This is a genomic window from Hymenobacter sp. M1-2 (assembly GCF_057808495.1).
In genome coordinates this window covers 227,033-249,207 of record NZ_JBTYZO010000004.1, presented here as the reverse complement: position 1 = coordinate 249,207, position 22,175 = coordinate 227,033, and the positions used below count along the sequence as shown (strand labels likewise).

The 22,175-nt window shown below is 58.5% G+C and carries 16 protein-coding genes; 12 read left to right on the top strand and 4 right to left on the bottom strand.

Annotation, left to right across the window (positions count from 1 at the left end):
- Positions 1-30: 30 nt before the first annotated feature.
- Positions 31-1,278 (bottom strand): efflux RND transporter periplasmic adaptor subunit, encoded by a 1,248-nt coding sequence (locus ACYSMN_RS06200; RefSeq protein WP_488922984.1) that lies wholly within the window; start codon positions 1,276-1,278, stop codon positions 31-33.
- Between the two features lie 972 nt (positions 1,279-2,250).
- Here ACYSMN_RS06200 and ACYSMN_RS06195 point away from each other — a divergent pair.
- The 10 genes from ACYSMN_RS06195 to ACYSMN_RS06150 all read left to right on the top strand — a co-directional run bounded on the left by ACYSMN_RS06195 (position 2,251) and on the right by ACYSMN_RS06150 (position 15,612).
- Positions 2,251-4,722, top strand: a complete 2,472-nt coding sequence (locus tag ACYSMN_RS06195; RefSeq protein ID WP_488922983.1) for a TonB-dependent receptor — start codon at positions 2,251-2,253, stop codon at positions 4,720-4,722.
- 434 nt (positions 4,723-5,156) lie between these two features.
- Entirely contained in the window at positions 5,157-5,585 is a 429-nt protein-coding gene (locus tag ACYSMN_RS06190) for a carboxypeptidase regulatory-like domain-containing protein (protein WP_488922982.1), read from the top strand.
- Between the two features lie 339 nt (positions 5,586-5,924).
- Positions 5,925-6,569, top strand: a complete 645-nt coding sequence (locus ACYSMN_RS06185) for a TIGR02117 family protein (RefSeq protein WP_488922981.1) — start codon at positions 5,925-5,927, stop codon at positions 6,567-6,569.
- Positions 6,570-6,616: 47 nt separating this feature from the next.
- Positions 6,617-8,023, top strand: a complete 1,407-nt coding sequence (gene hisS, locus ACYSMN_RS06180) for a histidine--tRNA ligase (RefSeq protein WP_488922980.1) — start codon at positions 6,617-6,619, stop codon at positions 8,021-8,023.
- 605 nt (positions 8,024-8,628) lie between these two features.
- The gene (locus tag ACYSMN_RS06175; protein ID WP_488922979.1) at positions 8,629-9,174 is read left to right on the top strand and encodes an REP-associated tyrosine transposase; all 546 of its coding nucleotides are present in this window, start codon (positions 8,629-8,631) and stop codon (positions 9,172-9,174) included.
- 304 nt (positions 9,175-9,478) lie between these two features.
- Positions 9,479-10,975, top strand: a complete 1,497-nt coding sequence (hutH, locus tag ACYSMN_RS06170) for a histidine ammonia-lyase (RefSeq protein ID WP_488922978.1) — start codon at positions 9,479-9,481, stop codon at positions 10,973-10,975.
- 182 nt (positions 10,976-11,157) lie between these two features.
- Positions 11,158-13,122 (top strand): T9SS type B sorting domain-containing protein, encoded by a 1,965-nt coding sequence (locus ACYSMN_RS06165; RefSeq protein WP_488922977.1) that lies wholly within the window; start codon positions 11,158-11,160, stop codon positions 13,120-13,122.
- 169 nt (positions 13,123-13,291) lie between these two features.
- On the top strand, positions 13,292-13,858 hold the full coding sequence (locus tag ACYSMN_RS06160; protein ID WP_488922976.1) for a hypothetical protein: 567 nt from the start codon (positions 13,292-13,294) through the stop codon (positions 13,856-13,858).
- Positions 13,859-14,222: 364 nt separating this feature from the next.
- On the top strand, positions 14,223-14,552 hold the full coding sequence (locus tag ACYSMN_RS06155; RefSeq protein WP_488922992.1) for a YbaB/EbfC family nucleoid-associated protein: 330 nt from the start codon (positions 14,223-14,225) through the stop codon (positions 14,550-14,552).
- Complete coding sequence (locus ACYSMN_RS06150; protein ID WP_488922975.1) at positions 14,542-15,612, top strand: glycosyltransferase family 2 protein; 1,071 nt, start codon at positions 14,542-14,544, stop codon at positions 15,610-15,612. Before ACYSMN_RS06155 ends, ACYSMN_RS06150 begins: the two co-directional genes overlap by 11 nt.
- 88 nt (positions 15,613-15,700) lie before the next feature.
- On the opposite strand, the gene ACYSMN_RS06145 is transcribed toward ACYSMN_RS06150, so the two are convergent.
- Positions 15,701-15,919 carry a PspC domain-containing protein gene (locus ACYSMN_RS06145; RefSeq protein ID WP_488922974.1) on the bottom strand — a complete coding sequence of 73 codons (219 nt, stop codon included), beginning with the start codon at positions 15,917-15,919 and terminating at the stop codon, positions 15,701-15,703.
- A gap of 239 nt (positions 15,920-16,158) precedes the next feature.
- On the opposite strand from ACYSMN_RS06145, the gene ACYSMN_RS06140 reads away from it, so the two are divergent.
- Both ACYSMN_RS06140 and ACYSMN_RS06135 read left to right on the top strand, forming a co-directional pair.
- Positions 16,159-17,889, top strand: coding sequence for a tetratricopeptide repeat protein (locus ACYSMN_RS06140; RefSeq protein ID WP_488922973.1), 1,731 nt, complete (start codon positions 16,159-16,161; stop codon positions 17,887-17,889).
- Between the two features lie 211 nt (positions 17,890-18,100).
- On the top strand, positions 18,101-19,108 hold the full coding sequence (locus ACYSMN_RS06135; protein ID WP_488922991.1) for a pyruvate dehydrogenase complex E1 component subunit beta: 1,008 nt from the start codon (positions 18,101-18,103) through the stop codon (positions 19,106-19,108).
- Between the two features lie 168 nt (positions 19,109-19,276).
- Here the strand turns inward: ACYSMN_RS06135 and ACYSMN_RS06130 are convergent, their stop codons facing one another.
- Together ACYSMN_RS06130 and ACYSMN_RS06125 are read right to left on the bottom strand one after the other, a co-directional pair.
- On the bottom strand, positions 19,277-20,638 hold the full coding sequence (locus ACYSMN_RS06130) for a hypothetical protein (RefSeq protein ID WP_488922972.1): 1,362 nt from the start codon (positions 20,636-20,638) through the stop codon (positions 19,277-19,279).
- A gap of 53 nt (positions 20,639-20,691) precedes the next feature.
- Positions 20,692-22,122: a hypothetical protein gene (locus ACYSMN_RS06125; protein WP_488922971.1), complete on the bottom strand. Its 1,431-nt coding sequence runs from the start codon at positions 22,120-22,122 to the stop codon at positions 20,692-20,694.
- Positions 22,123-22,175: the final 53 nt, after the last annotated feature.

Below are 22,175 nucleotides of genomic sequence, written 5' to 3'. Positions count from 1 at the left end.
GCCAGAAAGTCGATAGAATTTTCATGGCCGTTAGTCTTTGATAGTGAGGCTGGGCGTTTCCAGGTATTCTTTCATGTCGCTGAGCACGACTTCCTCGCCGGGGCGCAGGCCGCTCAGGATCTGCACGTAGTCGAGGTTGCTTTCGCCAAAGCGTACCACGCGGCGCTCGGCTTTGCCGTCGCGCACCACAAACACGGGCTGCTCTTTGCCGCCTTGGTAGAAGGGGCCGTTCTTGACGCGCAGCACGTTGCGCTGGTTGCTGGTCACCACGAACACGTCGGCGCGCAGGTTGGAGCGCAGGGCCGGGTGGTGGTCTTCGGCGAGGCGGGCGTAGAATGTCACAGTGCCTTTCTCCACGGCCGGGCTAACGGTGCTGATGGTGCCCCGCAGGTCGATGCCGTTGAGGCGCACGATTACGGCGTCGCCGGTGTGTAGGGCGTCGGCGTAGGAGTCGGAAATGGTGGCTCGCACGCGGAAGCTGCTCAGGTCGGCCACGCGGGCCAGCGGGTCGCCCTGCTGCACGGTGGCCCCGATATCCTCGTTCACCCAGGTAAGCACGCCGGGCTGCTGGCTACTGATATCGGCCTGGGACAACTTGCTCGCCAGCTCCGCGATGCTACGGTCCTGAATCTGCATCGTGAAGCCCAGCTCTCGCACATCAGCCGCGTTGGCGGCCCGCTGGTTGCGAATTTGCTCGCGCAGACGCTGCAATTCCAGCCCGGCCACTTTCAGATTCAGCTCCGCCTGCCGCACGCTTTCGGCAGTGCCGCCGCCTATCTTCAGCAGATACTGCTCGTCGCGCAGCGCCGATTGTAGGCTGCGCACTTTCACTTGCTGCACCTGCTCCTGGGAGCGAAGGTCGTTGAGGGCTTTTTCGAGGCTTAGTTGCAGTTGGCTGTTCTTGTTGCGGTTCTGCTGCTGGCCGTCTTGCAGCTTGGCCAGGGCACTGTTGGTGAGGTCTTTGTCCAGCTCCAGAATGGTCTGACCGGGCTTCACCTTCTCCCCTACTTGCACTACTACCCGCCGCACGCTGCTCTGGATGGGGCTGGTGATGACGGCCTCATGGCCCGGAATAATGAGGCCGGCGGCCGTGAGAGAGGCTTCTACGTCGCCGGTTTCGGCGGTGGCCGTCAGGAGCTGGGCGCGGCGGATGCTGGGTTGCAACACCGAGCGGAAGGCCAGCAGGCCCGCCACGGCCACGATCAGGGCTACTGCTATCAGCAACCATTGGCGAAGCTTGCGGCGGTTTTTGGTGTCGGAAGAAATTGCTCTGTCCATTTTCGTACAGGAATAAGGGTGATTCCTGTACAGTCAGCCAACCGCCGTGCCATTTCTGCAGAGTGTTTTATATCAGATACTTATACATGTATCAAGGATTTGCAACGAGAGAAATCCTGTCCGGATTTGGACACTATGTTCGGTTTGTATCAGCTTGTGCCCAGGTTGCGCCCGGAAAATTGTTGGCCTAAAAGTTTGAGTGGTCTGTAACGAATGCCACTTGCGGAAGTATCCCCACCAGAATCAGCCAAGATTGTCCTCAATAGTCAACTCCACACTATAAGGCCCAACTGGTCCAGACCATTCCAAAGGCTGAAGCCAAGGCTACATAGGCGCAGACGGTTTAGCTATCGATGGCTGAAGTCCTCTTGATCATCAACAGATTAGGTCTTTATCCTTCGCTGACCTCGACAGTACAGGGCAGTTTGATCGATGAAGCTGAATCTTCGCTAGGGAGTCGCAAGAAAAGTTTCGGGTACGGACCACGCTTTTCGCTTTTTCTACATCTAGTACTCCAGAAGCAAGCAAAACCAGCTTTATACGCTGCAAAGAGGGTTTTCAGTAAGCCGCTTGGCTACTTCTCGCTCATCACAACCTGCTTAACTCCAACCAAAAAACGACGCAACACAAAATTAATTTACACAGTACCTTGCGTTGCATAGTACCTTCTGTTACCTTTGGGTCATTGATAAGCGAAATACCCTGCCGCTCGGCCCGCCCCACTCGGGGGCGCCCCCCGCAGCAGACGCCGGACACCACCGTGCCAATCGGGCCGGGAGCCGGGCAGCCTAACTGAGACGAACGTTTCTCTTTGCTGCTCACTGTGTTTCGGCCGCTTGGTGCCCCCAGTTTGGATCGGTGGGCACCCCTGCTTTTCGTGCCTTAACTTCTGGCAATACAGCCACCCAGCGGAACCGCGGCCGCCTGGAACGGCAGCTCTTTGCCTGGTTCGTACTCCAACTCACCACTCCGATGACTTCCTTCCTGCCTTTCAGCCGGGCCATTCAGGGCCTGGGGTTCCTTGTTATGCTCTCTCCTTTGGCGGCCGCGGCCCAGCAACAGCCCACCGGTTCGGTGTCGGGTACGCTACTCGACCAAGCCAACGGCCAGCCGCTGCCCTTCGCCAACATAGTAGTACTGCGCGCTCAGGATTCCACGTTCGTAAGCGGCGCGCAAACCACTGAAACGGGCACTTTTGAGCTGGCTTCGTTGGGCATGGGCAATTATCTGCTGAAAGCTTCGGCCGTCGGCTACCAAGGTTTGCGCCGCCCAGTGTCCCTGACCAGCGCCAACCCTAACTTGCGGCTGGGTTCCTTAAAAGTGGCGCCCACGGCCATGCAGCTGGCCGGCGTTACGGTGCAGGGCGAGCGGGCCGCCGTAGAAGAAAGCCTCGATAAGAAGGTCATCAACGTAGAAAAAGACCTGAGCAGCGTGGGCGGCACCGCCGTAAACGTGCTGCAAAACGTGCCCTCCGTGGCCGTATCGCCCGATGGGACGGTAACAATGCGCGGTAGCTCCAACATCACGATTTTGGTGGATGGCAAACCCAGCGGCGGCGGCAACAGCGGCGCGGGTGGCAACCGCCTGGAGCAGATTCCGGCCAGCGCCATCGAGAAGGTGGAAGTCGTGACCAACCCTTCGGCCCGCTACGATGCGGCCGGCGGCGGGGGCGTCATCAACATCATCCTCAAAAAGCAGAAGAAAGACGGCTGGAACGGCCAAGCCGCCCTTACGGTGGGCACCCGCGACAAGTACAACCCCAGCCTCAGCTTAAACCGCCGCGCCGGTAAGCTGAACCTGTTCGGCTCCTACAACCTGCGCGACGACCGGTACATCAGCACTTCCCGAACCGACCAAACCACGACCGTAGAAGGCAACACGCTACTCATCCACCAAGACGGCAGCAACCGGCGCCACAACGTCAACCACTCTGCCCGTCTGGGCTTCGACTACACGATTTCGCCTGAGCAAACGCTCACGCTAACCGTGGAGCCCAACATGAACCGCGGCCTGAACACCGGCACGCAGCTAGCCAACATCAGTAGTGCGCAAGGCAGCAATCTGATTGGCAGCACGTTCAGAGTGACGGAGAACGTAAACAACACCGACGCTTCTGTGGACTACCGCCGCACCTGGGAAGCCCACAAAGGCCGCGAACTGACGGCCAGCGCCGCCTACACCAACCTACTGGCCGATGTGGTGGTGGGTCAGCGCAACACTTCCGGCACCGACGACCTGCTCGAATGGAAGCAGGATCTGCACGTGGACCTGAACGCGGCCTCTTACCAAGCCGACTATGTGCATCCCGTCGGCGAGAAAATCCGCTTTGAGGCTGGACTGAAGGGCCAGATGATGCTCAACGATGGCACCGACGATTTCCTGCGCGAATACGGCGACACGCCCGGTTTCGAACGCCTCGCCGACCGTTCATTCCTCTATACCTTCAAGGAATACACGCAGGCCGGCTACGCTACCTACCAGCAGACCATGGGCAAATGGAGCCTGCAAGGTGGTTTGCGGGGCGAATACACCAACACCCGCGGCGAGGTAGACGGCGGCAATGGCCCGTTCAAATTGAGCTACCTCAACCTGTTTCCTTCGGCCACGGTGGCGCGCAACCTCTCCACGGCCGAGCAGCGCGTGCAATTCAGTTACTCGCGGCGCCTCAACCGCCCGCAATTCATGCAGCTGCTGGCTTTCCCGCTCTACCAGGACCAGCGCACCTACCGCATCGGCGACCCTACACTGCGCCCCGAATACATCAATTCCTTTGAGCTGGGCCACCAAATGATGATGGGCCAGACCTCGCTCAACACCACCGTATTCTACCGCCAAACCACCAACGCCATCCAGCGCCTGACGCGAGTAGATACCGCCGCCACCCGCCTCTACGGCAACGGCGCCGTGATTACGGGTAGCTACGCCGACAACTTCGGGCAGGCCACGAGCATGGGTGCCGAACTCTCGCTCAACCAGCCCCTCACGAAATGGTGGCGCCTGACGGCCAACGGCTCGCTGTTCCAAACCAACGTCACGGCCGCTACGGGCAACGAAACCAGCCGCCGCACGGTGTCGGGTACGGGACGCTTGATGAGCACCTTCAACCCCACCGCCAAGCTTGACGTGCAGTTGACTGGTAACTACCGCGCCGCCGTCATCACGCCGCAAGGCCGTATTTCTCCCGTGGGTTCCGTGGAAGTGGCCCTGCGCCAGCGCCTCTTCAACGACCGGGCGGCCCTCACGCTCCGGGTGAGTGACATCTTCAACACGCAACGCAACCTCACGAAAGTATACGCCGCCGAAAACGATTTCCAGGCCACGTACTACAACAAGTGGGAGTCGCGGGTAGGCTACTTGGGCTTCTCCTGGTACCTGGGCTCCAACAAACCCCCGAAGAAAATCGAGAGCCAGCCCCAGGGCGGCGGCGGTGGCTTCGGTGGCTAAGGGGTGGCCGGCTTGATATCACATCATCGTGCGATTGAAACCGGCGAACATACTCCCTACTTTTGCAGCGTAAAATCCAAGTAACCCTTAGAATAGCGCCAACGAAAAATCTTTTGATGCTCAGGCATCTCTTTGCCCGCCGCCGACATCTTTAAGGTAGTTGCGGCACTACCCGGCAGACTGCTAGCTACTTCTGCCGACTTTCCAGACCCCGCTTCGATGTGCGGCGGCTTTCCAGAAACGAAAAGCCAGGCCACCCGCCCGCCGAAGAGCCCCGCTCAACTGGAGTGGGGCCCCCGCCCTGCCACCTGGCGCTTTCGCCAGCCGGACCCGGGCTCACCAGCTTCTTTTTTAATTCACTGCTTCCGCTTTTTGGCTGCCCTACGTGGTTGGCCGACGGGTAGCGCCTTGCCTACTTTTTTCCTCTGAAAATCATGAAAACTTCCTTGTTGAACCGCTCCCTCGTAGGTTTTATTGCTTCGCTGGCCGTACTGCAACTCTCGGCTGCCACCCTCAACGGTACCGTCAGCGGCAGCCTCCGCGACGGTGACACGAAAGAAGCCATTCCGTACACCAACGTGGTAGTTCTGCGCGCCACCGACCATGGCCTGGCCGCCACTGGCACCACCGATGCCAAGGGCAACTTCCACATCAATAACCTGCCCCTCGGCAACTACATCATAGAATCGACGGCCCTAGGCTACCAGCCCTTGCAACCCACCGTCACGGTTCGGCCCATGCGCAACCACCAGCAACTCGGCACGCTCACGCTCCAATCCTTGCCAAGCCAGCCCACGGCAACCGCAACGCGCCAGGCCGTAGCCGAGTGCAGCCCCAGCCAAGTAGCGCAGGCGGGGTCATAGTTGGAATGAAGAATGAAGAATGAAGAATGAAGAATGAAGAATGAAGAATGTGCTACGCGACCTACGACGGGCCGGGTTGTGTCAATTTCTCCCTCTTCATTCCTCATTCTTCATTTATTTTGACTTGCGGAAAAGCCCCGGTCTGCCCGCTTTTCGCGGGCTGACCGGTCGAAGGGTGCGCCAGCTGGTAATTCTGAATGAGGATGAAGAATTTTGAATTGGGACAAACGACCAGGCGGAGCAATTTCAGCTAGCGGCGACCGGTCAGCCCGCGAAAAAGCGGGCAGACCGGAGCCAGCTCCAATTCCTCATTCTTCATTCCTAATTTCTCATTATTTCTTGTCGGCTGCTTTTGCTTTGTTGCTTTTGCTGTTCACGGGTACGTTGGTGCCCGTGAATAGTCGGTTTCGGCAGACGCCGGATGGGGTGCCGGTGTTTGTGGTGTCGAATGGGACGCACACGGACGTGGTGCTGCCGTTGCGGGAGGCTCGCAGCGGCACCAATTGGTTTCGGCATTTGCCTGATTCCTCATTTCAGACTCGTTTTGGCGGCTACCAGTACGCGGCGTTTGGCTGGGGCAGTGAAGGGTTTTACCTGGCTTCTTATGGGCACAAGTTGCCCGGCCCCGGCACGGTGCTGCGCGCGTTGGTGCCGGGGCCCACGCTTATGCACGTCCGCTTTTTGCGCCGCGCGCCGCTGGAAGGCACCCGCGTGGTGCCGCTGCGTATCTCAGTTGAAGAATATCAACTGCTAACGGCTCAGATTGCCGCTTCTTTCCAATCCGATAGTCTGGCCCGCTATACTTTGCGCAACGCGGCCGGCTACACTGCCGACGACTTTTTCTTCCGGGCCCAGGGCCGCTACCACGCCCTGCGCACCTGTAACGACTGGACCACCCGTACCCTGCGCCGCGCCGGCTTACGGACGGCGCTCAAGGCGCCGCTGGCCGGTTCGGTGCTGTTTCAGGCGCGGCGGGCGAAGTGAGCCGCCGCCCGTTGCTTACCTTCGCGCCATCATACCGCACCCTCCCGATGAGCGCCCAGAAACCTAGCATCCCGCGCGGCACCCGCGACTTTGGCCCGGCCGTAGTGGCCCGCCGCAACTATATCTTCGGCATTATTCGCCGCACGTTCGAGAAGTTTGGCTACGCTCCGCTTGAAACGCCCACACTCGAAAACCTCTCGGTGCTGACTGGCAAATACGGTGAAGAAGGCGACCAGCTTCTGTTCAAAGTCCTCAACTCCGGCGACTTCGCCAAGGACGTAACGCCCGACGACCTCACGACCGACAACCGCAGCCGCGCCATCCTACCCAAAGTGGCCGAAAAAGGCCTGCGCTACGACCTCACGGTGCCCTTCGCCCGCTACGTGGTGATGAACCGCGGCACACTCACCTTCCCCTTCAAGCGCTACCAGATTCAACCCGTTTGGCGCGCCGACCGGCCGCAGCGGGGCCGCTACCGCGAATTCTACCAGTGCGACGCCGACGTGGTAGGCACCGATTCGCTGCTGTGCGAGGCGGAAATCGTGCTGATGATGAGCGAGGTACTGAATGCACTAGGGCTGACGGAGCACACCATTAAAATCAACCACCGCCGCGTGCTGGGCGCTATTTACCAGGCGCTGGGCGGCGAAGGAACCGAAGTGGACCTTTTCACGGCCATCGACAAGCTCGATAAGATTGGGCGCGCCGGCGTGGAGAAGGAACTGGCCGAACGCGGCTTTTCGGAAGAAGCCACCGTGCGCCTCTTCGATCTACTGAGCGTAGCAGGCGACTTCGAGGAAAAGCTGGAGCGCCTGCTGGCTGGTTTCGTCACGGCCGGTGTGGACCCTGATAATGCCACTGCTGATGGCTATAAAGGCTTACAAGACCTCCAGCGCGTGCTCGACTACCTGCGCGACTTTGGCTTCGACAAGTTTCAGAACCTCGACTTCGACGTGACGCTAGCCCGCGGCCTGAGTTACTACACAGGCTGCATCTTCGAAATTAAAATCAACAACGTGAACATGGGCAGCGTGAGCGGCGGCGGCCGCTACGACAACCTCACGGGCGCTTTCGGGCTGCCGGGCGTGTCGGGCGTGGGCTTCTCGTTCGGGGTGGACCGGCTCTACGACTGCCTCGAAGAGCTGAACCTGTTCCCACCCGACGCGGCTACCACCACGCGCTGCCTCATCGCCAACTTCGATGCCGAGGCCGAGCGGGCCATCTTGCCTGTGCTGCGCCAGCTGCGCGAAGCCGGCATCGCCAGCGAGTTGTACCCGGAGGCTAAAAAGCTGGCCCAGCAGTTCAAGTACGCCGACGCCAAAGGCATTCCGTTCGTGCTGCTGCAAGGCTCCGAGGAGCGCGCCGCCGGCCAGTTCAAGTTGAAAGACCTCCGCACCGGCCAGGAGTTGGTGCTGGCCTTTGTAGAAGAAGTGGTGGCGGAGCTAATGAAATAAGCGGCAGCTGGCGGCAGTCTTCCAGCCGACAGAGTCGGCGAGACTGCCAGCCACGGAGCCCGTTCAGTCTTCAGACTGAACCTGATTTATTGCGTCTGTGGTTCTGCTTCCTTTTCTGTAGGTCAGTCTGAAGACTGACTTGGCTTTCGTGGCTGGCAGTCTTCGCTTGGCTGCGCCGCGCTCAAGACTGCCGCCAGGCCTGTTTATACGGATGAGAGGCCGCTTGCAACGGCGGTTGCAGTAGCTTTTGCAACGCTTGCATCTGCTTTTGCAACGGTTGTAAGCGCTTTTGAAACGCTTGCGAGTAGTCTTGCGACGGTTGTCGCTTGCTTTGCAACGTATGTAGCTGCTTTTACAACGCTTGCATGGGCTTTGCAACGGTTGTAAGCTTGTTCGCAACGCTTGTAAGACGTTTTGCGACGCCTGTAGATGTGCTTGCAACGCTTGTAGGAGGCGTTGCAACGGATGTAAGTAGGCTTGCAAGGCGCGTCAGCTGGTCTGCGACAGTTCACGAGCCGCTCCGAACGACCTCAGCAAGACGCTAGACAGTTGTATAAATTAGTCCTACTGCTTACTATATTGAAGGCGCATTATATGTTTTGATCATGGCTTATTCTATTCGCGACCAGGAAGGGCTGTACTTCCTCACTTTCACGGTGGTTGACTGGATCGACGTTTTCACCCGCCCGCAGTACAAGGACCTCATTCTCGATAGTCTGCACTTTTGCCAGCAGAAGAAAGGCCTGGAGCTTTTTGCTTACTGTCTCATGCCAAATCATCTGCATCTGGTGGCCCGCGTGATAGAGGGCGGCAACCTGTCGGCGGTGGTGCGGGACTTCAAGAAGTACACGTCTTACGCGCTTCTAAAAGCCATCAGCGAGAATCCTCGGGAGAGTCGGCAGCACTGGCTGCAATGGATGTTCAACCAAGCGGGAAAAGTCAACCCCAACAACAAACACACGCAGTTCTGGCAGCAGCACAGCCACGCCGTCGAACTGTCCTCAAATGAAATGATCCGGCAGCGTGTCGACTACACGCACCAGAATCCCGTCCGGGCCGGCATCTGCTTTCGCCCGGAAGATTACGTCTACAGCAGCGCGGCCCAATACGCCGGCCTCGAACCCGGCCTCCCCGTACTGTTGGTAGGCTAACTGGCGGCAGTCTTGAGCCGACGCAGTCGGCGAAGACTGTCAGCCGCAAAAGCTAGGTCAGTCTTCAGACTGACGGGCGCATGGCACAGGACAGAGACACCGCACGGGACCACACGAGAAGCAGCTGTTAAAATTCAGTCTGAAGACTGAACCGGCTCCGTGGCTGGCAGTCTGCCGACTCCGTCGGCGGGAAGACTGCCGCCAGTTCCTCCGTAGCGCCAGGCAACTTCGTGTGTCAGCTCACGGGAAAAAGTGGCAATTTTGGCTTTCCACCCCGGCCCCACCCGCCTACTTTTCCCACCCCATGCCCCGCGAGTACGCTCTCACCCCTTCTGCCCACCTGAGCCTCGATACGCTGGCCGAGCTGCTGGGTCCGGAAACCCGCCTCACGCTTTCCACTGAAGCCCGCCAGCGCATCGAGCACTGCCACACCTACCTCCACGACCGGCTGGAACGCTCCGACGCGCCCGTGTACGGCATCAATACCGGCTTCGGCGCCCTCTACGACCGGAGCATTTCGCCCGCCGACCGGAGCCAGTTGCAAGTCAACTTGATGATGTCGCACGCCTGCGGGACGGGCGAGGAAGTGCCCGCTGAAGTGGTGAAAACCATGCTGCTACTCAAGGCCCAGAGCCTGAGCTACGGCCACAGCGGCGTGCAGCTGGCCACCGTGCAGCGCCTGCTCGACATGCACAACCGCGACATGCTGCCCGTGGTGTACCAGCAGGGTTCCCTGGGTGCCAGCGGCGACCTGGCCCCGCTGGCCCACTTGTGCCTGCCGTTGCTGGGCCTCGGTGAAGTCAACTACCAGGGCTACCGCCTGGCCGCCGCCGATGCGCTGAGTCTCTTTAGCTGGGCGCCGCTCACGCTGGAAGCCAAAGAAGGACTGGCGCTGCTCAACGGCACCCAATTTATGCTCGCTTACGCCGTGCAAGAGCTGCTGCGTGTGCATCGAGTGCTCCGCGCCGCCGATGTCATTGGGGCGCTGTCGTTGGAGGCGTTTGGAGGGCGGGCCGAGCCGTTTGATGAGCGCCTGCACCGTATCCGGCCGCACGCCGGGCAGCTCACCGTGGCCCGCCACGTGCGGGAGGTGCTAGCCGGCAGCGAGCTGCAAACGCAGCCTAGAATTGCCGTCCAGGACCCCTACTCCTTCCGCTGCCTGCCCCAGGTGCACGGCGCCTCCCGCGACGCCCTGGCCTACGTGCAGCAAGTGGTGGAAACCGAGTGCAACGCCGTCACCGACAACCCCAACCTCTTCCCCGACGACGACCTGATCCTGAGCGGCGGCAACTTCCACGGGCAGCCGCTGGCTCTCGCCCTCGACATGCTGGCCATTGCCACCGCCGAAATCGGGAGCATTTCGGAGCGTCGCACTTACCAGCTCATTAGCGGGCAGCGCGGCCTGCCGCCCTTCCTCGTGGCCGAGCCCGGTCTGAACTCCGGCTTCATGATTCCGCAGTACACGGCCGCCGGCATCGTGAGCCAGAACAAGCAGCTCTGCACCCCGGCTTCCGTCGACAGCATTGTGAGCAGCAATGGGCAGGAAGACCACGTGAGCATGGGCGCCAACGCCGCCACCAAGGCGCTGCGCGTGGTGCAAAACGTGGAGCAGCTCCTGGGCATCGAGCTGCTGAACGCCGCCCAGGCGCTGGCCTTCCGCCGCCCCGCCCGCACTTCCCACGCGCTGGAACAGGTGGTGGCAGCTTTTCGAGAGAAAGTTAATTTCGTGAGCCGGGACCGGGTGCTCTATCCCGATTTACACACCGCTGCCGCCTTCGTACGCGGCTACGACTGGCCGTAATGCGGGAACCGCCGGACGAATGTGTGTTGATTGGGGCCGCGTCTTCGTTAGTTGAGTAGTCAGTAGTAGGTAATTGGTAGTAGTGCATAAAGAAGCCGATCAACAGCGTCTCACTACTTGTCCAATAGCTTGCCACTGATTACCTGCTCCTGACTCCTAGCTTCTGACTTCTAGCTCCTTTTATGCCCTTTGCGAAGTATTTCTATCTGTTGTTGATGCTCGTAGGCTGCACCTTGGCTGGCGCGGTGCCGGCGCTGGCTCAGCCCTGCGGCGTATCGCCGAATCCGCCAGCCTGCACCTTCGTGGCCGTTGATGTACAAACCGGCCAGCCAGTCGAGACGCTGTGCGTGGGCCGCCCAGTGCGATTCGAGTTGTGCGCTGGTCGGGCGCCGCTGGTGTACTTCTACCAGGTGGTGCCTAGCCGGAATGTTCTTCCCAATCCGTGCGGGCCCGGTTTTCAGCCCTCCCCTTTTACGTATACGCCCACCGCTGCCGGCCCCATCACCGTCACGGAAAATGGCCAGGCTCCGGTCGGGGGCGGCACTTCTACCATCTTCTTCCGGGTGTTTGAAGTCTACGACAATCCGGCCCCAAACTTCACCGCTACTGCCTGCTCGCCGGGCTTCGTGCTCCTGACGCTGCCCGGTGATCCTTACGACAACTACACGGTGCAAATCGGCTCCAGCACGTTCTCGGCCAATCCCAACCAGTCGAGCACGTATTCGGTGCCGGCCGGCGCTACTTCCATTACCGTGACGGGTGGGTACAGCGACAATACGCTCTGCACCAAGTCGGCCACGCAGCCGCTGCCGCAGCTGGCCGCGCCAGGTCCGCTCGTCATCCAGCGCCTCAGCCTGCAAGGCACCACAGCCCAACTCGATGTAGCGCCGCTGGTAGCTGGCTACCGCTACTTCGTGGAGCGGGCCGATTTCGCCACACCAACCACGTTTCAACCCATACCTGCCGTAGCCAACGGCCTCAGCGGCTTCACCATAGCCAACGCCCAGCCCGGCTTCTACCGCCTGCGCCGCCTCGACGCCTGCCAGCAGGCCCAAGCCGTTTCGGAACCCGTAAGTACGCTCAGCCTCACGGTGCAAGCCACCGAGCGCCGCAACGAGCTGACCTGGCAGCTCGGCGCCGACCCTAGCAGCTACGAGCTGACCCGCAACGGGACGCCGCTGCCACTCGGTACGCCGCTTGCCGGGGCCAGCCGCGCCTATACCGATACCGCCGTGGCTTGCGGTGTCACGTACACGTACCGCCTCGCGGCCCGCTATTCTGGTAGTGTGTCGTCGGTTTCCAACGAAGTGGCCGTGCGCGCTACGGCCACTCAGCCACCAGCTACTCCGCGCCTGCTAGTCAGTTTTGATGAGCGTAACCGCGTAGTGCTCATGGCCACCGTAGCCCGCTTCCCCACAACCGGCCAGCTCACTTTTCTGCGCGATGGCCAGCCCATCGGTACCACGCCCACCCGCACCCGCCGCGACTCGCTCGCTACTTACAGCCTGGCCGCGGCTCCTTGCTACCAAGCCCGCTTCGAAGACGACTGCACCAACCGCTCCGCCGCCAGCGCCCCCTTCTGCCCCGCCATCCTGGCCACTGAGCTGGCTGATATCCGGGGTTCTTCGGTACGACTGCGATGGTCGGGGCTGCGCGGGGCGCCGGCTCTCACGGCCCAGGATACCCTCCGCTACCGCCTGCTCGTACTCAGCCCTACTAATACTGTGCTGCGGGCCGTCGCGGTGGGCGCCAGCGGCACCTACCTGGACCCGATGCCCCCCACCGATCAGCAAACCGTGCGCTACCGCCTCGAAGTGACGGGCGCGGGCCTCCCGGCACCGAGCTACTCCAACATCGCCACCGCTGCCCGCGCCCTCGAAGCCTATGTACCCACCGCCTTCACCCCCAACGGCGACGGCCTAAACGACGTGCTGGAAGTGAAAGGCCGTTTTCTGAGAACGTACACCTTCTCCGTAGTGGACCGCAACGGCCAGGAAGTGTTCCGCGGCACCGACAAAACCCAGGCCTGGGACGGCCGCATCCGCAACGAAAAGCCCGTTCCCGGCGCCTACATCTGGCGCTTCGAAGCCAAAGACGAAACGGGCAAAACCGTAGTCCAGCACGGTACCGTCACGATTTTGCGGTAAGTGCACGTTTTAAGGTGCTCGTCAAGCACTGGACCATACCAAGCAGCTTTTTTTGCGAGATGAAGTCAGTCATTGGGCTAATTGACTCAACCGATGTTCAAACTGCGTGGGATAGGATATAGTAGTCCCTTATCTTAGTCCCCATCATGAATCCCCAATCCCTTATACAGTGGAACAAGGTACCGTAATTGCTATAGTAGCATTAGCTGGATCATTCTTGACAGTGTTAGTAACAGGTGCCGTTAACATCTGGTCCAAATGGATAGAATCTGAGCAAAAAGTTAAAGAACATAAGTTATCTATAAGAGCGATTTACCTAAACAACAAGATTGACGCATCCCAGAAATGCATCAATGCGATGATCTTAAAGAAAAACAGTACAGTTTATCTAAATTCCTACTTACATTTTGCCAAAGATCATCGTACGCATAATGTTCATCTTTATGAGAAATGGAGTAGTGTATCAGGAACAGCTTCAGAAAATATTTTAAATGAAAGCAATTATGTATCACTCTATTTTAATTTACATGATATTGAAAATCAGATTATTATACTCACAAAGAGCATTAATAAATACCTACCCGTGTTGATAAACAAAATAAAGACTAATGATTTCTCATCTGAAACTCTAGAGTATTTGTCAACTTCCATAGAATTAAATGATCGATTAATGACGTTATATAATAAAGTCAATAGTGATATTAGATTAGAGCTCGCTAAATACGATGTAATCTAGAGAACCAAGGATTAGCCTATAGAATTAAAATTTACTTATTCCCAAACACAGTTAACAGGAATCATACTCTATTTCTCGTTATCTAATAATGTTAAAGCTATCGTATTCTAGCTTATATCCTTAGATCAGTATATTTCAGAAGTAGCCAATCAAGCAGGTTTCCGAACCGGCAGACGCAAAGCGGCCATTTGAAATCGCGCCATATTTGTTCTTGCCACTCTGAAGACTGGAACTAGCCCAATGGCGAGTAGTCACGCGTGGCTGCGCCGCGCCAAAGACTGCCGCTGGCAGCTACCGTTTCTACAACGTGGGCGGCGTTACCTTTGCCACCCAAATCACCTCCACCCTCGAAAAGAATAGTGCCATGTTTGATATGATGGGCATGATGGGCAAGATGAAGGAGCTGCAAGAGAAAATGCAGCAGGCCCAGCAAGAAATGCAGTACGTAACGGCCACCGGCGAAGCGGGCGGCGGCCTGGTGCGCGCCACCGCCAATGGCCAGCGCCGCGTGTTGAAACTGGAAATCGACGAGACGCTGCTTTCCGACCGCGAAATGCTAGCGGACTTAGTAGTAGCTGCCGTGAACAAAGCACTGGACGAAGCTGGCGAAAAGGCCCGCGAAGAACTCAAGCAAAAAACCAGCGGCCTGCTCCCCAACATTCCCGGCCTCGACCTCGGCGGCTTTGGCCTTTAATCCAGTACCACCGACTGCCGACACCTGCGCCGATGTGGCCGTGGTAATCCTGAACTGGAACGGCGCCGCACTGCTGCGCCAGTTCCTTCCCTCCGTGCTCGCCCACACCAACGACGCCCGAATCATCGTGGTCGACAACGCCTCCACCGACGACTCCGTGGCGGTGCTGAAGCGAGAGTTTTCGCAGGTTGGGCTCATTCAGCACGCCACCAACTTCGGTTTCTGCGAAGGCTACAACCAGGCTCTGCCGCAACTGCCCGCCGATATTCGCTACGCGGTGCTGCTCAATTCCGACGTGGAAGTGACGCCTGGCTGGCTGCGGCCCTTGCGGCAGCTGCTAGAGGAGCGCCCCGCCGTGGCGGCCGTGCAACCCAAGCTGCGCGCTCACGCCCAACCCGAGCTATTCGAGTACGCCGGCGCTGGCGGCGGCTACCTCGACCGGCTCGGCTACCCCTTCTGCCGCGGCCGCCTCTTCGACACCCTCGAAACCGACCAGGGCCAGTACGACGACGCCCGCCCAGTGGCTTGGGCTACCGGCGCCTGCATGGTGGTGCGCCTGAGCGCCTGGCACGCGCTGGGTGGTCTGGAGCCAGAATTCTTCGCTCACATGGAAGAAATAGACCTGTGCTGGCGACTCTGGAATGCTGGCCACGAAGTCTGGTACCACGGTGGCAGCACGGTCTACCACGTGGGCGGCGGTACGCTGCACAAGTCCAACCCGCGCAAAACTTACCTCAACTTCCGCAACGGCCTGGCGCTGGTCTACAAAAACACGCACCCAACGGAGCTTGTCGGCACGCTCGTCACGCGCCTCCTCCTCGACTGGGTGGCCGCGTTGCGCCTGCTGCTGCAAGGCGAAACCGCCGACGCCCGCGCCATCCTGCGGGCCCACCGGGACTTCCGCCGTCAGCGGGCCTACTGGAAGCAAAAGCGCCAGGATTTCCTGCCCCGTCTCACCATCTCGCAACACCCCGGCACCTACCAAGGCAGCCTCGTGTGGGCCTACTTTGCCCAAGGCAAACGCAAGTTTTCGGAACTGGAAACTGCTCTGATACGCTAGAACACTGCGAGATACTGCGAGAAATTCAACCCACAAAAAAGCCTGCCTCAAAACGAAGCAGGCACCAGCACAGGCTACCAAGCCTAGGCTATAAATCCCAAACCGTACTCCGCTGCCGACGCATGGCGCGGCGTACATTCATCCAGAATGCCAGCCCGAAGTACAGCACGATGGGCGAGCCAAACGTAAAAAACGAGGCATACACGAACGACAACCGGACGCTGCTCGTGGAGAATCCCAGCCGATTGCCTAGCGCGTTGCAGACGCCGAAGCTCTGCTTCTCAATGTAGTCGGTGATTCGTTTCATAGCGTTCTGATGTAAAGACTTGCGGCCCCTAACCTGGTACAAAATAGGGAGATACGCGGCTTTCTTCAAGCTCGGGTGGTGCAAATTCCTCCCAAGATACGTCTGGTCCGCGCGCTTTTGCGTTTGTTGTCTGAAATTTCGCCCCGATACCCCTGCCTATGAGAAGCCCGTTGCACCTGATTTCGCTTGCCTTACTGTCGATTGGAGCGGGCTTGCTGCCTGCTTGTACGCTACCTAAGATGTTGAAGGTTGCGCAAGCCGGCCAACAAGTTAGCGTACAGCCCTCCGTGCTGGAAAGTAACGGCGAAAACGTGCTTTTTGAGGTAACGGCCCGCGTGCCGGCCGCGCATCTAAAGAAAGGCGCCGCCTACGGACTCAATCTGCGCTACGTTTACGAAGATGGCCTGCGCGAAGACACCCTGGGCCGCCTCTCCTTCGTGTCGGGCGAATACGTGTACGACGAGACCGACAAAAACCAGCTGGTCATTAAAAAACAGCTGTCTTTCCCATTTACGCCCAATAAAAGTCCGGGCCAATTGCTGGCTCTGGGCGAGGTGCGGCAGCTGAAGCCCAAAGGCAAGCGTCTGAAAGGCGAGGAAATTAGACTGGCCCGCGGCATCGTGAGCACCGGCCGACTGGTGGTGCGCCAGGATACGGCCATCGAGCTGCTGCCCGAAACCGTCGACAACAACATGAGCGGCACCCGCGTGCTGCCCTTTTTCTTTGACGCCGGCAAGGCGGAAATCCGCAACTACCTGGGCACCAACGTGGCCGCGCTGGAAGATTTCATCGAAGCCAACCAGCGCACGGAGAAGGTGATGGTGGTGGCCGGCCACTCCCCCGATTCCCTCGACGCCCACGACCGGCGCCTCGCCGACAAGCGCGTACAGGCCCTGGTGAAGTATTACAAGAACCGCGTCGATTTGTACGCCTACCTGAATCGCGTACGCGACATCGACTTCGAAACCGAAGCTTACCACCGCCGCTGGGACCTGTTTCTGAACAAGGTGCAGCAATCGGCTCTGAAGCCCGAACAGATAGATTCCGTGCTGCTGCTCGTGAATGATACGCCTGGCACCTACGCGCAGAAGGAAAAAAGCCTGCACGAGCTCTCGTACTTCGATTACTTGGAGCAGTACATCTACCCGGTGATGCGCTTCGGCACGGTGGCCGTGCAGTATACCGCCCCCAAGCGCTACGATTCGGAAATCTATCTGCTCTCAAAAAAGATTGTGGAGAAGCAGATTGAGGCCGACGCTCTTACGCCGGAAGAGCTGCGCTACTCCGCCACGCTCACGCCGCTGCTGGCCGAAAAGCAGCGCATCTACGAAACTTCCGTGGCTACCACCGGCCGTTGGGAAGCCTACCACAACCTGGCGGTAGTACTGCTGCTGCGCTCGGAGAAAGAGGTGAGCGAAAAAGTGCGCCGCACCTACCTACGCCGGGCTGGCGTCAATTTTACGCTGGCGGCCCACCGCAACCCCACGGCGGCCATGTTCTACCGTGTAGCCACCGCTTACCACCGCGCCGGCGACAAGCTCGAAGCTCTCCAGAATTACGACTACGCCATCAAGCTCGGCGGCCCGCGCCCAATACTCGACAAAATCTTTGCCGACAAGGCCGCGCTGGAAATTGAAGTCGGCCAACTGGATGATGCCGTCAACAGCCTTAGCTACAGTTCTAAAACCTACCAGAACACCATGAATAAGGCGCTCATCTATTTGCTGAAGGGCAATTATGAGGGCGCCAACGGCATGTATGAAGAGGCTCTTACGTTGAAGCCCAACGACCCGCTGGCTTATTACTGCTTGGCCGTGGTAGCCGCTCGCCGGAAAGATGAGCCTCTGCTGGGCCAGCATCTGCGCCGCGCCGTGCAGCTGGACCGCAAATTCGCTGGCCGCGCCGTAGAGGATTTGGAATTCATGGATTATGCCCGCGGCAAGGTGTTTCTGGAGGTGCTGAGACAATGAGCAAGTAGTCCTTCGCGCCATAAAAATGGCCGCCTTCTGATAATTTCTCGAAGGTGGAGAAACATTGAGTTACCTGGCTTCTTTGAGTAATGAAATAAATGGCAGACCGGCTGGCCTACATGAGCTACGTGTTTAAGGCAAAATAGACTCATTTGCCCAACAGCCTTACTCGTCGTAGCTTTACGCGCCGGCTTGGGCCGGCATTTTCATTCTGACTTTCGAACACCAATCGACTATGCGGACCATCCAATTCCGGGAAGCCCTGCGTGAAGCCCTGTCCGAAGAAATGCGCCGCGACCCGCGTGTATTTCTCATGGGCGAAGAAGTAGCCGAATACAACGGCGCCTACAAAGTGAGCCAGGGCATGCTGGATGAGTTCGGCCCAGACCGCGTAATTGACACGCCCATTGCCGAGCTTGGTTTTGCCGGCATCGGCGTGGGCGCGGCCATCAACGGCTTGATTCCGGTCATCGAGTTCATGACCTTCAACTTCTCGCTGGTAGCCATTGACCAGGTTATCAACTCGGCCGCCAAGATTTACTCGATGTCGGGCGGGCAGTACTCCTGCCCCATCGTGTTCCGCGGCCCCACGGGCAGCGCCGGTATGCTGTCGAGCCAGCACTCGCAGAACTTCGAAAACTGGTACGCCAATACGCCCGGCCTGAAAGTGGTAGTGCCCAGCAACCCCTACGACGCCAAAGGCCTACTCAAAAGCGCCATCCGCGACCCTGATCCAGTGATTTTCATGGAATCGGAGCAGATGTACGGCGACAAAGGCGAGGTGCCGGAAGTGGAATATCTGCTCGAAATCGGCAAAGCCCACGTGGTGCGCGAAGGCAAATCGGTGACGGTGGTGAGCTTCGGCAAGATGATGAAAGTGGCCCTGGCCGCCGCCGATGAGCTGGCCAAGGAAGGTATCGAAGCCGAAGTTATCGACCTCCGTTCCGTCCGCCCCATCGACTACGATACGCTGGTGGAATCGGTGAAGAAAACCAACCGCATGGTGGTGGTAGAAGAAGCCTGGCCGCTGGCCAGCATCAGCTCGGAACTGGCCTACATTGTGCAGCGCCGCGCCTTCGACTACCTCGACGCTCCTGTCGTGCGCATCACCTGCATGGACGTTCCCCTGCCCTACGCGCCCACGCTCATTGAAGCCTCGCTGCCCAACGTGGCCCGCACCGTGCAAGCCGTAAAAGAGGTGACGTACCAGAAAGCCTAAGTGCTGATTAGTTTGATTCCATTCAATAACAGAAAGGCCCGCTGGCGTCATGCTAGCGGGCCTTTCTGTTATTGAAAACCTTTTGCCTGAAACAGCGCAAAGGTGCTTATTGAGTAGTTACTTGATGCTTTAAGGCAGCTCTTTGATAATTGCAGCAAACACCCACTTCTACCACAGCGTTCGTGGCCCTAGTTCCAGCGTAGCTTGCGCAGCCGCGGAAGCCACGAAGCACAGACCAACAAACACCACGTACATTGCACCCACCAGGGCCAGCTGCTGACGCGGAAACCGCGCAGGGTGCCAAGCAGCGGGCCAGCCAAAGCATAGTACCGCATAGCATAGCAAATGCAAGGGTAGTAGATAACGGCACTCTATGTTGATGGGCAGCATGGGCAAGCAGGGCACTAGCAGCGCACCCAGCACCAACCACTGATGCAGCCGCAGAAAACGCGCACGAGTGTGCATCACCACCAACAAGGCCCCAAACCAAACCGTATAGTTCAGCCAAGCTAGTCCGAGCGAAGACCGGTATACTTGACGAATGTAAGGTGTCGGGTATTGTAAGTCGAGGCCGTTGAAGAGGCGCTGGGCATACATTTTGACGAAAAGCAATGGATGACGTAGCACTAGGTGTGCGTAGCTAGCGTAGGAATTAAACCATTCCACCTGCTCTGTACGCACAAGCTGTTCGCCCGCCTCATCCCGAAAAATCATTACGGGTTGTGGGTAGTCCAACGTCAGACTGGTTTCGTACTTCTGTTGCAGCAGGCCCAATTTTAGCTTTTCACGGTACAGGTTGTCAGTTTCTAGGTTCTCGTCTTGCGCCAACACTAGCGGGGAGGTTTGATGAAAATGCCGCTGATTGATAATGAGCTGCGGCCCTAGCACCAGCGTCATTCCTGCCAACAGAGCTACTACACGAGCCCAGCGCCACTGGCTTTCTTCCGGCGTAGCCACCACGGATAGCAACAGGAAAAACGGCACGGCCACTAAATAGGGAGGCCGCATATTGCAAGCAGCCGCAAAGCAGGCCCCCGCTGCTGCTATACCCCACAGGCGTGGCTGGTAGAGCAGTAATAGCCCAAGTCCTAATGCCCAAAGTGCCGGAAAATCGGAAAGGGTGAAGTTGAAATAGTCGCGCCACAACATAAATCCTAGGGCCGCAAAAGCTGCCCGGCGAGTCCACGTTAGATTGGTTTTTTCGCCGCGTACCGCTTGCCAGAGCAACGGACCCAGTAGCCCAAACCCTAGCGCCGCTAGTATGGCACCAAACACGCGGGTAAACCAAATGGCAGGCAGCTCACTATAATATTGCGCAATGCGCAAAGGCAGCAGTAAGAGCGGCAGGAAATATCCCCGCAGACTGTCATGAAAGTTGAATAAGGATAGGCTGCCTTTATGGTGAAAGTAAACGGAGATAAACCAGTAATACTCGGCGTCAAAGTACAGATTCGAGTAGCCAGAAAACGGCAGGTACACCAAGTACACCACCAAAATCAGCAGCGTTAAGTCCCAGTAGGGAATCCGCAAACGGCCAGCTAGAGAAGAAACACGCGTCAACAAGGTGGAATGTGGTAAAAAAGCTAGTCGTCTACCAAGGACTTGCCACGGTCGGGCTGCAAGTTGCGGAAAGTAGCGGCCGAAAGCCAGAAGCAGCCCCCCAGCCACAGTCCAGCCGTTAGTACCACTACCACGGCGAGTATCGGCCGGACGCGCAAGGCTCTCCAATACCGTTCCGGCGAAACCCGGAAAGCCACCACCGTAAGCAGTAACAGGTGCAACGGGAGTAGAAAGCGGCATTCTACGGCCGTGGGCAACGCAACGGCGCAAGGTAGCAGCAAGGCCAGCAGCGCCAGTGCCCGGGGCCAGTTTCGCCAGCGCCGCGACAGTACTACTACCGTTACTCCAAAGCCAAGTACCGTGTAGTTCAGCAATTGCATCCAATGCCGCGCTGGTCTATAGTTGTGCAGCAGGTATGGTGCGGGTTGCTGCACGTCGAGGCCATTGAATAAGTGTCGCAAATAGCGCCAGCCGTAGTTGAGCGGATGGCGAGCTACGATGCGCAGAAACTGTCCGTAAGAAGCATATTCTTTGATTCCCTCATGCCGCAACACCCGCAGGCCGTCTAGGTCGGCATAGACGAGGCGCTGCCGCAATTCGGTATCGTAGCGCAGCACGTGGGTGCCCCAGGTGAGCTGCTTGAGGTAAAGCGGCGCGTTATTAGTGGGGTTGACTCGGGCTAGTACAAAGGGTGTGTTGCGCTGGAAGTGGAGCCGGTTGATGGCTAGCTGCGGACCTAGTACTATAATAATACCTAGCGCTAGCGCTGCCCAACGCCATAGCGCCTTGCCGCCGTGCTGCCGACTCCACCAGCCGGCCAGCCCTAGCACGGGCAGTACAGCCACCGCGTACACGGGCCGGCTATTCAGCGCCGCCGCTAAGGCCAAGCCAGCCAGTAGCCACCAACCTATTCCCGCCCGACTACATGCCCAGAGAGCCAGCAGCAGCAGTGCCAAGGCCGGCATGTCGGTGAGGGTGAAGCTGAAATGGTCACGCCAGAACACGAAACCTAGCAGCACCAGCACCAGCCAACGTGCTCCCGCTACCCGCCCTAGCACCAAACTACGCCACAGCGCCGGCACCAGCCAGGCATACAGGAGCGCCGCCCAGACTAGGCCCACCGTCTTGGCCGCCGTTGGCATGGAGCAATTGGTGAGGAAGCGGACTACCAACGCCGGGAACTGCAATAGGGCCGCTACGTAACCGCGAGTGGGATCATTGAAATACAGCAACGAAAAGGCCTGGTGCTGCCGTTGAAACGACACCGCCAATTCCCAATAGTGGCCAGCATCGTAAGGCATGCCGGCACCACGGAGGCCCCCACCCAGCAAAAAATAGCTCCCATAAATCCCTAGCACTATCCACACGCGCACCCACAACGGCCACGGCTGACCTAGCCACCGCACGAGCCGTGGAGGCTGGCTAACTGACACAGCTTCAGCGGGAATGGACATTAATGGATGAGCGTTGGACATGGAACCCGGTAACAAGCAGGCTAGCCTACAAG